Raw genomic sequence first — 14,327 nt, forward strand, 5'->3', positions numbered from 1 at the left:
TTCACTTATTCAGCGGTTAATGTTGCTTCATCATTTCCACCAATTTCTTGGCAGCTGCGATGGCAAAAGTCTGATCATTAATATCTGTGTCTACTTCAATCAGTTCAACTGACTGACGGTCAATATTTTGTCTTAGTGTATTAAACAGCATTTCATCCTCTTCGGTACCCCTAAACTGCTCTCCTTCTACATCGAGCAATGAGACACCTTGCAAAGGAAGCATTAACGCCGTTGGACCTTTTGCCTGATTCAATTTATCCGCAATAATTTCGCCAAGTTGACGGTTCTCCTCAACCGTTGTCCGCATCAAGGTTACCGACGGGTTGTGCTTATACAAATTGCGGTCCTTGAAAGCTGTCGGTACTGAATCGTAGGGACCGAAGTTGACCATATCCAGTGCACCAGTCGATACGACCTGCGGTACCTTACAGCGTCCGGCTGCCTCAAGTCGATGAGGTCCGGCAGCCAACACACCCCCGACAAGCTCGTCGCACCATTCAGTTGTCGTGAGATCCAGCACCCCGTCGATAAAGCCGCCTTCAATCAGGCTTTCCATCGTTTTTCCGCCCGTGCCAGTTGCATGGAACACCAGCACCTCGTAGCCCTGATCCTCTAGATATTCTCTCGCATAATTAACACATGGTGTGGTGACGCCAAACATGGTAGCTGCGATCAGCGGTTTTTTATCCTGAGGCGGTGTCGATTCAAACTGCACCATACCCGCCATGGCATGTACTGCGTTGGTAAATATTTTGGTGGAAAACGAGTTTAGCCCGGATACGTCAACGATGGACGGAAACATGATAATGTCACTAGTTCCTACATAGGGTTCTGTATTGCCAGAAGCCACGGTAGATACCATCAATTTGGGAACTCCGATCGGCAAACCTCGCATGCCAGCGGTGACAATGGACGTTCCCCCTGTTCCTCCGAAGGATAGAATACCGTCAAATTTCCCTTCCGCATACAGCTTCGGAATGATTATTTCCATTCCTTTTGCCAAAGCTTCTGTCCCGGCAGCCCGGTCCTTTCTGGCAGCTATTTCATGAATATCGATACCCGCAGCCTCTGCAACTTCGGTGTTGGATACATCAGGTGTAAACATGGGTTCAAACACACCACTGTGTATTGTAAATGCGTTTAAACCGAGACTTTCAATGACCGATTTCACATATAAAAACTCTGCACCTTTTGAATCAAATGTTCCTGCAATGGCTATCGTTTTCACTGAATAACCTCCTTCGTTAAACATGCTATCAGGATCCGCCGCTAGCCCTGCCGGACCACCGCCGTGAACCTTTACAACCCAATAATACAGCGCTTTCAAGTCAAAGTAATCGTATGGTTGTATGATTTTTATGTATATTTGTCTTATGTTTGTTTACGGAAGTTTTGCGGGGTAACACCGGCGTATTTTTTAAACGTTTTACTGAAATGCACATAATCAGGATATCCGACCAGCTCCGCAATCCTTGATAATGAAAGCTTTGTATGCTTCATCACGTCTTGCGCTTTATGTATACGGTATTTCGCTAAGTATTCCGGAAACGTGCAGCCCACTTCCTTGTTGAAAAGCGCGCTTAAATGCGTCCGCGAAACGTGAATCTGGTCTGCTAGCTCTGTCAGTGAGATGTTATTCATGTAGTTATGGGCAATATGCTCTTTAACAAAAGTCACATAATCATACGGCTCATCTAAAGCGTTCAGCTTATCCATCAGCTGTTGGTCCTGCTCCAAATAACCAGTAACCTTGAACCGATGTGTCGTATCTACGATGGCCTCTTCTGTCGGAATCCGTTCGAAGCTGGAGCCGCCGAGATATCCCATCGCGGATGTATTATCATACATATACTGCACATCAATCGGAGTATGGACAGGTCCGCCATATACGAGTTTTATAGGATTCAGATTAGAAGTATCACATACAGCAAAAATCTGTCTCGCGATGTCCGCTCCTTTTTCCAAAGAATATACTTTTTTTGTACCCATCAATCCACCTGCCGTAACCCCCAAGTGGGCGCAGATCACATTAGCTCCCGCATCCAGCATATAAGCCGCCTGCTCTGCATTAAATACAAAAGCCATCGTAAACATATCCATTTCATGTGCGAGCCGGACAGCCTCTACTTCCTGAAGGTAAGATATCCCCTCTTCCTCCAATGCTTCACGAAACTGTCCGTCGATCAGGCCAACCGTCGGATAATTGATGATGCCGGAAAAACCGCTGCTTTGAATCGTATCCAAATACGATGACAGTTCTATGGTAGGATCTGTTCCGCAAAGTCCGAATACAACAGGTTTATTCCCAACAACGGACAATATCTCACGCGAGCCATATTCCATTACCATTTCATTGGAGTTCGCATAAGGCATCAAGCCTGCGATGGAGCCCAGCCCCATTTGTCTGAACCGTCCCGAATTCAATGCCAATATAAGATCTGCTCCGCCTTTTACCGCATACTTGGCTGATATTCCCGCTCCTGCCGCAACGCCAATGATATGCTCTCCAGCTATAGCTTGTTGATGCATCCGTTCGATAATTTGCTTTCTGCTTGTTGCCAATTTGATGAGCCCCTTCGATCAATTAGACCGCCATACTATATTTTACGCTGGCAGTTCATTACCTATTATTATAAGGGATAACTTGTTGATTCTGTTAATGTGTTTATTGTTGTAAAGGATATTGTTAGGTAAGAGCATCGTTAAAGACACTTATCAATAGTTAATTAAACCGATATTATGTAAGCTATTACTTTTCTTAGTAAGACTAGCTTTAGAAGAGGTTGGATCATTGCAGACACTTATCTCGAGAGCCTGGTCTCTGCAGCATGAATTGTACTCCGAATATTCCTTTCCCATTCAAATATCTTCTTCTGTAAAACATGAATTTGGTTAACATCATCAACGATCCGTTTCAATTCTGCAGCAGCCTTCACAGCGTCTCCCTGCTTGACAGCCGCTTTATAACGTTTATTCGCTGCAATTTTATTTTTATTTATGTCTGTTATTTTTTTGTTCTCGGCTGTAATTTGTTTCTTTAGCGTTTGCACCGGCACTAAAGCATCTTTAACGATTTTGGCTTTTGCTGCAGCCTGCTTCTTCGCAGCTGTTAAAGCATCCTTTTTCAATTTGATCTCCTGTCTCGCCGCATTAGCAGAAGCCTTAATACGGTTTCGCTTGAGTTCATACAGAAGAACAGATTTTCGATCTTTGCGTTTCCTCGCTTCTGTCGCTTTCTTGCCGAGATCAGTGTATTCCGCAAGCAAAGGAGCGTATTTTTTCTGAGTCTGGTCTACTTCTGTCTTTAACTTGTCGAGCTTTACCTTGTCAATGAGCTGCACTTTTGAATTAATTTCTTTAAGCTTGTCATTGTTTTGCTTGCGCAGCACCTGTATTTGCTGCTTATCCTGTTTATTGGCTAACTCCAATGCGGTAAAGCTGTCATGCAACTGCTCAATGCTTGTTAACGCAGCATCCCACCCAGTATTTGAAGCCTCTACATAGGGCGGTCTAGCCACAAGCAGCAGGAAACACAAGGTTAGAATTACTAGAACACTTATAAAACGGTAATATTTACTTCTTCGTTGCAACAAAACAATCATCTCCCTTATCCATATCATCTTCAAAGGAAGCGCAAAAAAGCACCCCACAAGAAAGGCTTCATAGCCTGTCCTGCGAGGTGCTTCTCCCGCACTTCTTTCGATTTGATAATAGTATATATTGGATCAAATGGGATGTCAATCACTTTTCAGAACGTTTGTTCCCACTTCAATTCCTGTTGGAACGAAATTTGACAAAAGACGATATGATGAGGATTAGCAGGACCCCAAGACAAGTCCCAATGCTGAATCGGTTCTGACTGTCAAAGAGGAACATGGTTGCAATAACTGCGAGACATACGACTACAAATCCTGTCACATAGGGATAGCCCCATACTTTGAAGGCTGGTTTAACCGGATACTGCTTGCGCAGCTTCAGTTGGGATAGAGCGATGCAAATCCATACCAGAATCACAACGAATCCCGGAACAGCCATTAGTATACGGAAAAGCTGATCCTGTGCGAATAGCCCCAGCATAGAGCCTGCAAGCAAAATGACCGCTAACAGCAAAAGCGTATTTACCGGACTACCCTTCCGATTAGTTCTAGCCAAAGACTTGGGTGCCTCACCTGCCGCTGCCATGGAATAAAGCATTCGAGATGCACCGTAAATACCCGAATTGGCCGCCGATAGTACAGCCGTTATTAGGATGAAATTCATAATATGAGCCGCACCCGAAAGTCCGGTCGCTGTTAGCACCTGTACGAACGGACTGCTCTCAGGCCCCAGCTGATTCCAAGGAATTAAACCGCAAATAATTAGAATTGGCAAGGTGAAAAACAGAATGATTCGTAAGATAAAGTTGCCGACCACCTTGGGTAATATACGTTCAGCATTTTCCGTTTCAGTCAGTGTTAATCCGATAAGCTCGGACCCACCGTAGGAGAACATCACGACGAGCATTGCAGAGATTACTGAAGTCCAGCCATTCGGTAAAAAGCCTCCGGCAGTCGTGTAATTTTGCAGGTAAGGTGTATTATTACTTGGAATAATACCGAATATCAGACATGCTCCTAACACGATAAAAATGATGATCATAGCAATTTTAATTCCCGCCAACCAAAATTCAAATTCTCCAAAGGTACCTACACTCAACAAATTGATAAGAACAATAAAGGCGGCACAGGCCAGACTTAGCATCCATAACGGCACTTCTGTAAACCAATATTGCAGGAAGCTTCCCGCAGCAATAACCTCTATAACACACACAGACAACCACATGAAACAGTACATCCAACCCATGACAAATGAGACTTTTTCCCCAAAAGCTTCGCGGACAAAATCCTTCATATTCCGGTTTGGATATACGGTCGCCATTTCTGCCATGGCTGCCATTACAACCAGAAGCAACAGCCCTGCAAATATATAGGACATGATAACCCCAGGTCCAGCCAATCCAATCGTTTCAGCACTACCTTTAAAAATCCCTGTTCCGATTACACCACCCATAGCCATAAAACTGATATGTCTAGGTTTTAATTTTTTCTGTAATGATCCCTCTGCTTGTCCCATTCATATCCTCCTGATGTACATTCATGAATGACTATGTATATTTAAATGCATATTACAGTATAACCTATAATACCTATTTGTGAATATGCTGAATCTTGGACAATAAATACAAATCACTTTTTTGAGAAAGTAACGAAACTTCCTGCTTCGAGCTCTTGTGATTACCCTTTCAAGCGTCAATATTGCCAACACCTTTTACACGATTAGACATACTGAGGCTTCAGCCTCCTTCCGTATTGATCAACTTGAAACAGAGATCAATGGGAAAACTGTAACTTTGTCCAGCCCAGTCTACTCAACAACCGGCGTGATTATGATTCCCGCTTCACTGCTAAAGCAGATGGGCTTGAACGTTGCATGGAATAGCAAGCTTTCAGAGCCTAGTATTAGTAGCATGAAGCATTTTGTATCATTGAAGCTGCGTGATTATCCGATATGAACGCAGAAAAGGCACGACCGTTAGGGTCGTGCCTTTTCTGTGCAGGTAAATCGCACCGCCGCAGCTCCTAGCGCGCGATGTGGCGGTGCATGTCGGTGGTCGACCACAGTCCCTTAAATAGAAACAAAGATTTTCTGATAATCTCGTTAATTAATAGCTCAACACAAAGATGACTAACATCGAGATGGATTAGTACTTTACGCAACCCGAGACTTGTGTCGTGAAAGGTTTTCAAATAAGTGAGGCTTCATATAAACAAGCGATCCGTAGATCGGACTCAGGTTCCGTTATTTGGAGCAAATTCGTCTATTCGAGTGAGGCACCGGACTGAAAGGCCGTTATTTGTGACTATTTAAGCGGAATCGGCTATGTTTTGAGGACATAACGGATTCTCAGACCGCACAGGTTGCAAAACTCGTCGATTATAGCAAATAGCGGAACGTAAGTCCTCGATGCGCTCCGGCCAGGGCATTGCCTCGTACTAATTACTATCGACTTAGCTGCGATTAGCTAGTCAAGAACTTATTTTGAATTGGAACCTTAATAATTACAAATTATCTATGCTGTTCAGCAGCAGAATAAGTCCGGCAATACACATAATCCAGGAAAGCGCCGATCCGGAGCTTTTGGCGATTTTTACCCTAAGCTTCTCTAAGGGTCTTTGCATCAAACGACCAAATACGAGGTGAAATCCAAACAGCAATAAAGGAGGTAGAATCATGATGAAATTGTATGCAACCAATATGGGAGCCCACTGAACGATTGGCAATTTCGCAGTGGTCATAAGCCCAATCGCCGCAAAATAAGGCAGTGCCATCGCCACCTCAATCAATGCAGTGGTAAGTCCGAGCCCGATCATCGCACCGATGCTTTTTGATTTTGGACGACGTGGTTCAGACGGCTTATTTGTAGGGACATAGAAACTGGCAATAAATAGGGCTCCACCAACTATAGCCATGATCCAGCTTACCGTTCGATTCTGAAAAATACCGGACATTGTTTCAAAAACGACATCTAATCCGAGCATAAGCAAAACGCCGACAAAGAAGTAAAATCCTGCTACTGTTATCAAGTAGACGAGTAAACGTGGTACAAGCCGGTCCCTCTCAGCAAGTAGTAAATAAACGGTTACTCCTATCGTGGCTGGGCTTAGCATATCTAACAGTGACAAAGCCCCAACGGAAAGAAGCAGTTCTATGGTCAAAATCTCTCCTCCTGTTCAGGGTGTTCTTTCTTGCGAGCCAAATATATATCAAATGCTCGGTCCATCAGTTCAAGAAGTTCTTGTTCTATTGGGTATAAACCCATTTGCTCAGACTGATCCGGCGAGTTTCTGATCTCCCATAGTTTTTCTACGAAGGCGTCTTCTTCCCCAAAACTCTCCAATCGTTTCTCATCCATTCGTCCTACGATTCGTTGAACATCAGGCGATTCCGGTCCGTCGTTCATATGTCTTTTGAGCTGTCCCAGCAAAGCGATCCATTCCAGAGAGTCAGGATCGTCTCTATTCATGTTAGGAAGTAGACTCAGCAATTCCTTTTCGTGCTCTTCAAACATTTGATTACGGAACGCTTGCCTTAACGCCGTATCACTTCCCGATAGCTGGATAAGTTGTTGAATAACTGTCCAGCTCTTTTCTCCTTCCACCGCGATACTATGAAGCAACCCTCGCAAAGCAGACTCTATTTGTTCTAACTTTTTTTGTTCATTAAGAACATAGTTTAATTGATTTTTCAAACTAGTTGACCAATTCCACTCTCGGTTCTTGAGCATGTCTGAAATTTCTTGGAGGCTGAAGCCTAAGCTTTTTAAAAATTGAATTTGCTGCAGCTTCTTTAATTCTTGATCGCTATACATCCGATGTTTCCCCTCTGTCCTCGCTGAAGGGATCAATAAACCGATCTGATCATAGTAACGCAGCGTTCTAACGGTGATACCCGTCTGTTTTGTTATTTTTTGAATAGGAATCGATTCAAACACCTACTTTCTTTTTATCGTATAAACCGACTATACAAGGTGACGTTACGTCATGTTCAAGCCTTTTTACGTGAAATAAATAATAAAGCAACATTAATCCTTTTTTTAAAAGAAAATTTAATTAGATACCCAATCCCCAAACCGACTAGAACACCTGGAAATGCACTGCCAAGCATTAGCCCTATACCGGCACCAATAATTACACATGCGTAAATAACGATATCTTCTTGCTTCATCTTAACTCCCCCTCTTTTTCCTTCTCTGTAATTAGATCTAATCACCAATACCATTGTCGAAAGCTAATAAAGCGTTACTTTACGTTGGGATTGGCAGGATTTTTTCATCATACAAGATGACGTCGCGTCACTTACAAGTGTTTTTCTTGAAAAACCACTTGAAGGTGACGTTACGTCATCTAATACAATGAGATCTAGCAAACAAAAGGAGTGGTTAAAATGAAATTCCGATTTATTATGCTTTTAGTTCTCGTCATGTTTTTACTAAGCGCTTGTGGGAACGGAAGCGGTGAGGCAACCGAAAATGTACAAAGTGTCTCCCTAGAAGATGTAGATGTTCTTCAAATCGATCATGGTAGCGTCAAATTAAATGTGGAGTCGGCAGATATTGATTCACTGGAAGTCTCCTTGCTCTTTCACGACAATGGGCCGGGGATTGTTATGGATAAGAGTAAGAAAAAAATCAAAATTCGATTGAAAAACGATATTACTCGCATGATAAATATCGGAAAGATGCCTCAGATTAAAGTGCGCATTCCGTCTGATTATAAAGGAGAGGTGCTCATTGATGGTTCATCTGGTAATGTTGCGGGAAGTGAGTTACAAACCCATAACCTAGTAGTAAAAGGCAAGAGCGGCAACATCTCTCTTGATTTCGCGAAATTCCATAGCGATATTTCTGTTTCAGTTTCAAGCGGTAATGTGAAGGTATCGTTAAATGATGACAATCCGGATGCCAGTTGGCTCCTGCAATCAGGCAGTGGAAGTCGATCAATTTCCATTCCTTTGGAGGATCATCAACAGAGCAATAAAAAGACGGAAGGTCAATCGGGTAGTGGATTATATAAGGTTAATCTCAAAACAGGTTCGGGAAAAATATCAGTACAATAGACACAAAATGGAGAGAAGCGATCTACGCTTCCCTCCATTGAAATTGAACAAACTCAGCACTTGCTATAGGCATGTAATTGGGGGCTATTCTCCCCTTTTCGCTCACGCCTTTTACCCGTTGTTATAAGAGACATTGTATAAGGTCTTTTTTAAAATATCTTTTACAAATTCAGTCTTGTGATTGCTGTATGAATCAATATCGAAACGGTGTGTCTCAGCAAGCCTTATTTTTAATAATTCATATTCTTTTCGAGCTGATTCATATCCACGTAAATAATCCCGAAATGCAATATGTTCTAAATATCCTTTTCCGTCTTGAGGACATACATAAAGATGATACTTCATGCATCCATCGTTAAAAAGCCTCCGAAATGCTTCTCGTCCCTCTGTCCCTAAATTCCCCTCATACTCATATCCTTGCTGTTCTAATCGTTCAACAATGCTTGGAAATACATCATAACTCTCAATGACTACATCAAGATCAATGATCGGTTTAGCTGATAAACCTTCAACTGAGGTGCTTCCAACATGTTCAATAGCTAATATCAAGTCACCAATGTAACCTGAAATCATTTTCTTAATCTTTTCAAATTCGGTTTTCCATTCGGGGTTATATGGTACAACCTCAATGATTCTTTTTCCTTCTGTCATGTTTACCTCCTTTGATTTGGATTATTTCTCGCTTATCCTTGTTGCATATTGATCATGTAGTTGTATACCTGCCTTTAATGTTTCTTTCGTTTCTTTATCGATTAAGTCGATCTCAAAATCTAAATTACCGTAGCCATCTACAACTTCTAAAATTCGATAAATGATCTCGTCAACCAACTCATTCTGTATGAATCGAAAATCTCTTACCTGTTCAACCGTATTTATGTGCTCACCTAATTTTAAATACTCTTCTGGATAACTACTCCAGTTTAGTTTCAAATCCTTATTTAAGCTCAATAGAGAGAAGTCAACATAATGTTCTTTTATTGAGACTAATTCTTCAAGAAACTTTGATTGTTTTTCATTTAGGTTTGACATTAGCTATTCCTCAATCTCATAATGTATTCTTCTAAAGGCTCAAATCCAAAATCAGTGCTTGCATTAAGCCATGAAGCCGCTACATGGATGGATCGTTCTTACGATCGCTGTTGTCCCCAAATTCTTATGAATCAACTTTTAAAGTGGATGAAATTCGGCGACAAAGGCGAACGCTTCGCTTCTTCAGATCGATTCCATCCCCTCCGCTACTTTAGTAAACATTATACCCGACTGACCCTCTCTATCTTTTGTATTTCAATTTACTTCATCCCCTTTAATCAAAGCATTCAACGAATGGATGAATCAATTCAAATATTTTCACATCCTATATAATAATATACAAAAAGAATACCCAATGAGCCATTGGGTATTCTTCTTGTGAGTTATATTTCAATGATGATTGGTAAAATCATCGGTCTTCTCTTTGTCTGACTGTAAATTAACCGGCCGATATTATCCTTTAATGTTTGCTTAATTACGTTCCACTGGCTCATTTCTGATTCCGTTAAGTTATCCATGATGGACTTTACATTCTCATGAATTTCGTTCATGAGTGCTTCAGAATCTCTCACATACACAAAGCCTCTAGAAATAACCTCTGGTGCCACAAGCATCTGCCTCTGATTTTTACTCAAGGTTGTAACGATGATTAGCATCCCGTCTGAGGACAGCTGTCTCCGGTCACGCAGTACGATATTACCTATGTCACCTATCCCTAACCCATCTACCAGGCTGTTACCAGCCGGTATCTTTGGTCCAAGGAGGGCTTTTCCAGCTTCGATCTGAATCATCTCACCATTACGAACAATGAACACATTCTCATTAGGAATCCCTACTGATTCTGCCAGCAAGCGGTGCTGGTACAGCATCCGAAATTCACCATGTACGGGAATCAAGTATTCAGGTTTCATCAAGGTCAGCATTAGTTTAAGTTCTTCCTGGCTACCATGCCCTGAGACATGCATACCTGCTGAACTACCTGATCCATAAATCACATTAGCACCCAGCACATATAAGTTGTCGATAACATGCGCAAGATTTCGTTCATTCCCCGGGATAGCTCCTGCAGCGATGATAACCGTATCACCGGGTAAAATTTCAATATGGGGATGCTTGGAGCTAGCCAATCGTGACAGTGCAGCCATTGGTTCGCCTTGACTACCTGTGCATAATATCGCAATTTTCTCCGGCGGGTATTGCTCCGTCATTTTTGCATCAATCAGAAGATCATCGGGTAATTTCAAGTAACCGAGATCTTTTGCCACCGATACAACATTTACCATACTCCGACCAAGCAGAACCAACTTACGATGGGTCTCCACCGCTGCATCGATAATTTGCTGGACTCGGTTTACGTTGGAAGCGAACGTGGTTATGAATACCTGCTGTTCAGCCCTCGCGAATGCATCCAGAATATGTCCACCAACCGACCGTTCTGAAGGAGTAAATCCGGGCCTTTCGGCATTTGTGCTCTCAGATAGAAGCACCTTAACCCCCTGTTTGCCGATATCAGCCATTCGGTGTAGATCGGGATAAGGGCCGCTTACGGGAGACATATCAAATTTAAAGTCGCCCGTGTGAACCACATTTCCTTCTGGTGTCTGAAAAAAGATACCCACGCAGTCGGGGATACTGTGACTTGTAGCAAAAAAAGATGCTTGGATGGCACCAACCTGAACAGTTGAATCTGCATTTATAACTTGCAATTCAGCATCTCTTAGGAGGCCATGCTCCTTAAGTTTAATTTTAATCAATCCGATCGTGAGCTGAGTCCCATACACGGGAACATTCAATTGCTTCAGCAGATATGGAATTCCCCCGATATGGTCCTCATGACCATGTGTCACGATTAGCGCTCGGACTTTATCACGATTTTCGAGTAAATAAGTAATATCAGGGACGATGAGGTCGATACCCGGCAGGCTTTCGTCGGGAAATTTTGACCCGCAGTCAATAACAACGATATCCTGATCGTACTGGATTAGATACATGTTTTTCCCAATTTCATTCACACCGCCTAAGGCAGCAATAAGCAGTTTGTTTTCAGCGAGCTTCAAGTTTATGAGACCTCCTAGTAAAATTGGAAACCGACGCTCTTTCTTCCTGTTCTTATTATTTAGTACATCGCAAAACTTATGCACCGTTGCTACAACATTAAAACGAAAAACCACATGGAGCATTCATTCCATGTGGCCTCTAACCTCAATCCGTATTGAGAAGAGATTACATCCCTTCCATCTCTATTTACAATTGAATAATAGGTCCTCTTTGCTTTGACGATAATTTGTTATTTTAATGTTTCAAAGATTTATAGTTCTTTCATCTTGGTTGCACCAACCAGTCTCTACCAACCAATTTTCCATTTCTATTCTCATGTTATAAACCTCTTCTATCGAAGGGGGATGCTACCAAGCGATCAAGCTGAATGTGCTAACGTATCCCAGATTCCCATTACTTGAGTAACAGCCCCATCGATTGTCGCAAAAGATATGCCATCCCTGGATTGTGTCGATATCCCGAGCAGAAAAGTTTCAAATACAGCCGTCAGCATGGTGATATCCGTAGACGCAGGCAGTTCTCCATTAGAAACTGCACGCTGAATACAATCAAACAGACGGCTCCGTGTCAGCTCCCGTTCTTTGGCGAGCATTTCACAGATGTGAACATTCTCAAAAGAACATGTGCTTGCGGACAGGACCAAAAAACAGCCCAAGGGATGAGTTTCTTCTGTCTGCATTTTGGCTGATCTTCGCAATGCCTTTTCTATGGCTTCTCTTGGCGTAAGAGAGCTATCGATAAGACTTGCTGTTGCCTGTCCAAAAGTAGAAATATACCGGTCTACCACTTCTCTGAATAGGGATTCCTTAGAGTCGAAGGCTGCATAAAAACTGGCTGCTGAAATATCCCCCATTACGACTCGAAGTTGCGCCAAGGAAGTAGATTCAAAACCATGCTCCCAAAACAACATCATAGCTTTCGATATAGCTTCATCTCGATCAAAATTGCGGGGACGTCCTGTTCTGGCCATAACAACTCCTCCTTTCAAAACATATTTATATACTATTCGATCCACAAGTCATTGACAAGGATTAACCGTACGTTTAATATATAGATCAATCGATCCATAAGTAGTGTGGTAAGGAAAAGAAGGAGGAGTGAACATTTCCTTATATAATTTATTTCTTTCTAAAATATCCTTTAAGGAGCAGAAATGATGTCTAATACTTCATCTTTATCTGAGAGAAGCGTTTCACCTGTCACATCATCTGAACGTCTCCCCTGGCTTGGATTGCTTGCTTTGGCGATGACTGGATTTATCTCGATCATTACAGAAACTCTTCCTGCAGGTTTGTTACCCCAAATAAGCAAAGGGCTCGATGTGTCGGAAGCTTTAGCCGGACAACTCGTCACCTTATATGCTCTCGGTTCTCTTGTGGCTGCCATTCCTTTGGCGGCTGCTACCCGTGGATGGCGTCGGCGTCCTCTCCTTCTACTGGCCATTTGTGGCTTTCTTGTTTTTAACAGTGTCACAGCCATTTCCTCCAACTATATCTTAACGCTGGTTGCCCGTTTTTTTGCTGGTGTATCTGCCGGTGTTTCATGGGGGATGATTGCGGGCTATGCCCGGCGTATGGTATCTGATGAACTTAAGGGGCGGAGTATGGCAGTAGCTATGGTTGGCACACCACTCGCTCTGACTTTCGGCGTTCCCGCCGGAACATTTCTCGGAACGCTCGTGGGTTGGCGTTCTGTTTTCGGAATTATGTCTCTGCTGACCCTCGTGCTGATTGCCTGGGTGCTCTGGAAAGTGCCGGACTACCCTGGACAGGCCGCTCACAAGCGTATCCCTGTCCTCAAAGTCTTCACCACACCAGGGGTACGCCCCGTACTCTTTGTCATCTTGGCCTGGATGTTGGCTCATAACATTCTCTACACCTATATTGCACCTTATCTTGCTCCTGCCGGGCTTACGCAGCGTATTGATCTGGTATTGCTCATTTTCGGCATTACAGCACTTGCCGGTATCTGGATTATTGGTGTGCTAATTGACGGATGGTTGCGGTTTTTAGTCCTAATTAGTCTCATCGGCTTTACCTTGACTTCCCTTACGCTGGGTATCGCTGGCAGCCATTCTCTTGTAATCTACCTGGGCGTTGCTGTGTGGGGCTTAACGTACGGTGGCGCGGCAACTTTGGTGCAAACCGCACTTGCTGAAGCTGCTGGAGAAGATGGTGTAGATGTAGCCCAGTCTATAAACGTAACTGTCTGGAACTTGGCTATAGCTGGTGGCGGTCTAGCAGGAGGCATTCTTCTTGAAACCTTAGGTGTCACCTCCTTTCCATGGGCATTATTTATTCTCTCGCTCTTAGCATTAATTGTAGCTTGGCGAGCGAAGGAACATGGATTTCCATCCATCAGACGCTAAGTGACCCATAGTTGTACTATTCGTAATTAATTAAAACTATCCTTAACTAGTAACTCATATAATACAATGCTCTAAAAATGCACAGCGGCTATTGTTAATTAAGACGACATAATATGCTCCTTTCAAATTGCTTTATTTATGTAAAACGCCTTGAAACAAAGTTTCAAGGCGTGAACATTCTGGTATAATTGCTGTATTTGAATTACGAAGATATTTT

Annotated in this window: 14 protein-coding genes; 3 read left to right on the top strand and 11 right to left on the bottom strand. The window is 42.8% G+C overall.

Translation table 11 applies throughout. The features are described from left to right. Positions 1-16: 16 nt before the first annotated feature. From MNQ98_RS17445 to MNQ98_RS17460, 4 genes are all read right to left on the bottom strand, one after another. Positions 17-1,228, bottom strand: coding sequence for a Tm-1-like ATP-binding domain-containing protein (locus MNQ98_RS17445; protein WP_241929403.1), 1,212 nt, complete (start codon positions 1,226-1,228; stop codon positions 17-19). 143 nt (positions 1,229-1,371) lie between these two features. After that, on the bottom strand, positions 1,372-2,562 hold the full coding sequence (locus MNQ98_RS17450; protein WP_481856648.1) for a phosphoenolpyruvate hydrolase family protein: 1,191 nt from the start codon (positions 2,560-2,562) through the stop codon (positions 1,372-1,374). Between the two features lie 239 nt (positions 2,563-2,801). Further along, entirely contained in the window at positions 2,802-3,593 is a 792-nt protein-coding gene (locus tag MNQ98_RS17455; protein WP_241929404.1) for a hypothetical protein, read from the bottom strand. 175 nt (positions 3,594-3,768) lie between these two features. Further along, entirely contained in the window at positions 3,769-5,112 is a 1,344-nt protein-coding gene (locus MNQ98_RS17460; RefSeq protein WP_241929405.1) for an amino acid permease, read from the bottom strand. Between the two features lie 157 nt (positions 5,113-5,269). Here MNQ98_RS17460 and MNQ98_RS29925 point away from each other — a divergent pair, with 157 nt between their 5' ends. Beyond that, positions 5,270-5,551: a stalk domain-containing protein gene (locus MNQ98_RS29925; RefSeq protein ID WP_481856649.1), complete on the top strand. Its 282-nt coding sequence runs from the start codon at positions 5,270-5,272 to the stop codon at positions 5,549-5,551. 547 nt (positions 5,552-6,098) lie between these two features. On the opposite strand, the gene MNQ98_RS17465 is transcribed toward MNQ98_RS29925, so the two are convergent. The 3 genes from MNQ98_RS17465 to MNQ98_RS17475 are packed head-to-tail and all read right to left on the bottom strand — an operon-like array spanning position 6,099 to position 7,764. Next, positions 6,099-6,755 (bottom strand): GAP family protein, encoded by a 657-nt coding sequence (locus MNQ98_RS17465; protein ID WP_241929406.1) that lies wholly within the window; start codon positions 6,753-6,755, stop codon positions 6,099-6,101. Continuing rightward, positions 6,752-7,531 carry a MerR family transcriptional regulator gene (locus MNQ98_RS17470; RefSeq protein WP_208919421.1) on the bottom strand — a complete coding sequence of 260 codons (780 nt, stop codon included), beginning with the start codon at positions 7,529-7,531 and terminating at the stop codon, positions 6,752-6,754. Before MNQ98_RS17470 ends, MNQ98_RS17465 begins: the two co-directional genes overlap by 4 nt. A gap of 53 nt (positions 7,532-7,584) precedes the next feature. Further along, positions 7,585-7,764, bottom strand: coding sequence for a hypothetical protein (locus MNQ98_RS17475; protein ID WP_241929407.1), 180 nt, complete (start codon positions 7,762-7,764; stop codon positions 7,585-7,587). A gap of 219 nt (positions 7,765-7,983) precedes the next feature. Between MNQ98_RS17475 and MNQ98_RS17480 the strand changes: the two genes are divergently transcribed. After that, positions 7,984-8,655, top strand: a complete 672-nt coding sequence (locus MNQ98_RS17480) for a DUF4097 family beta strand repeat-containing protein (RefSeq protein ID WP_241929408.1) — start codon at positions 7,984-7,986, stop codon at positions 8,653-8,655. 111 nt (positions 8,656-8,766) lie between these two features. Here MNQ98_RS17480 and MNQ98_RS17485 read toward each other — a convergent pair whose 3' ends face one another. The 4 genes from MNQ98_RS17485 to MNQ98_RS17500 all read right to left on the bottom strand — a co-directional run bounded on the left by MNQ98_RS17485 (position 8,767) and on the right by MNQ98_RS17500 (position 12,712). Then, complete coding sequence (locus MNQ98_RS17485; RefSeq protein WP_241929409.1) at positions 8,767-9,306, bottom strand: GrpB family protein; 540 nt, start codon at positions 9,304-9,306, stop codon at positions 8,767-8,769. Positions 9,307-9,327: 21 nt separating this feature from the next. Further along, complete coding sequence (locus tag MNQ98_RS17490; protein WP_241929410.1) at positions 9,328-9,684, bottom strand: hypothetical protein; 357 nt, start codon at positions 9,682-9,684, stop codon at positions 9,328-9,330. A 383-nt stretch (positions 9,685-10,067) separates the two neighbouring features. Next, positions 10,068-11,741: a ribonuclease J gene (locus MNQ98_RS17495; RefSeq protein WP_241929411.1), complete on the bottom strand. Its 1,674-nt coding sequence runs from the start codon at positions 11,739-11,741 to the stop codon at positions 10,068-10,070. A gap of 359 nt (positions 11,742-12,100) precedes the next feature. Further along, positions 12,101-12,712, bottom strand: a complete 612-nt coding sequence (locus MNQ98_RS17500; RefSeq protein ID WP_241929412.1) for a TetR/AcrR family transcriptional regulator — start codon at positions 12,710-12,712, stop codon at positions 12,101-12,103. 183 nt (positions 12,713-12,895) lie between these two features. Between MNQ98_RS17500 and MNQ98_RS17505 the strand changes: the two genes are divergently transcribed. Further along, complete coding sequence (locus MNQ98_RS17505) at positions 12,896-14,110, top strand: MFS transporter (protein ID WP_241929413.1); 1,215 nt, start codon at positions 12,896-12,898, stop codon at positions 14,108-14,110. Positions 14,111-14,327: the final 217 nt, after the last annotated feature.

The organism is Paenibacillus sp. N3/727 (assembly GCF_022637315.1).
Taxonomy (GTDB): Bacteria; Bacillota; Bacilli; order Paenibacillales; family Paenibacillaceae; genus Paenibacillus_AQ; species Paenibacillus_AQ uliginis.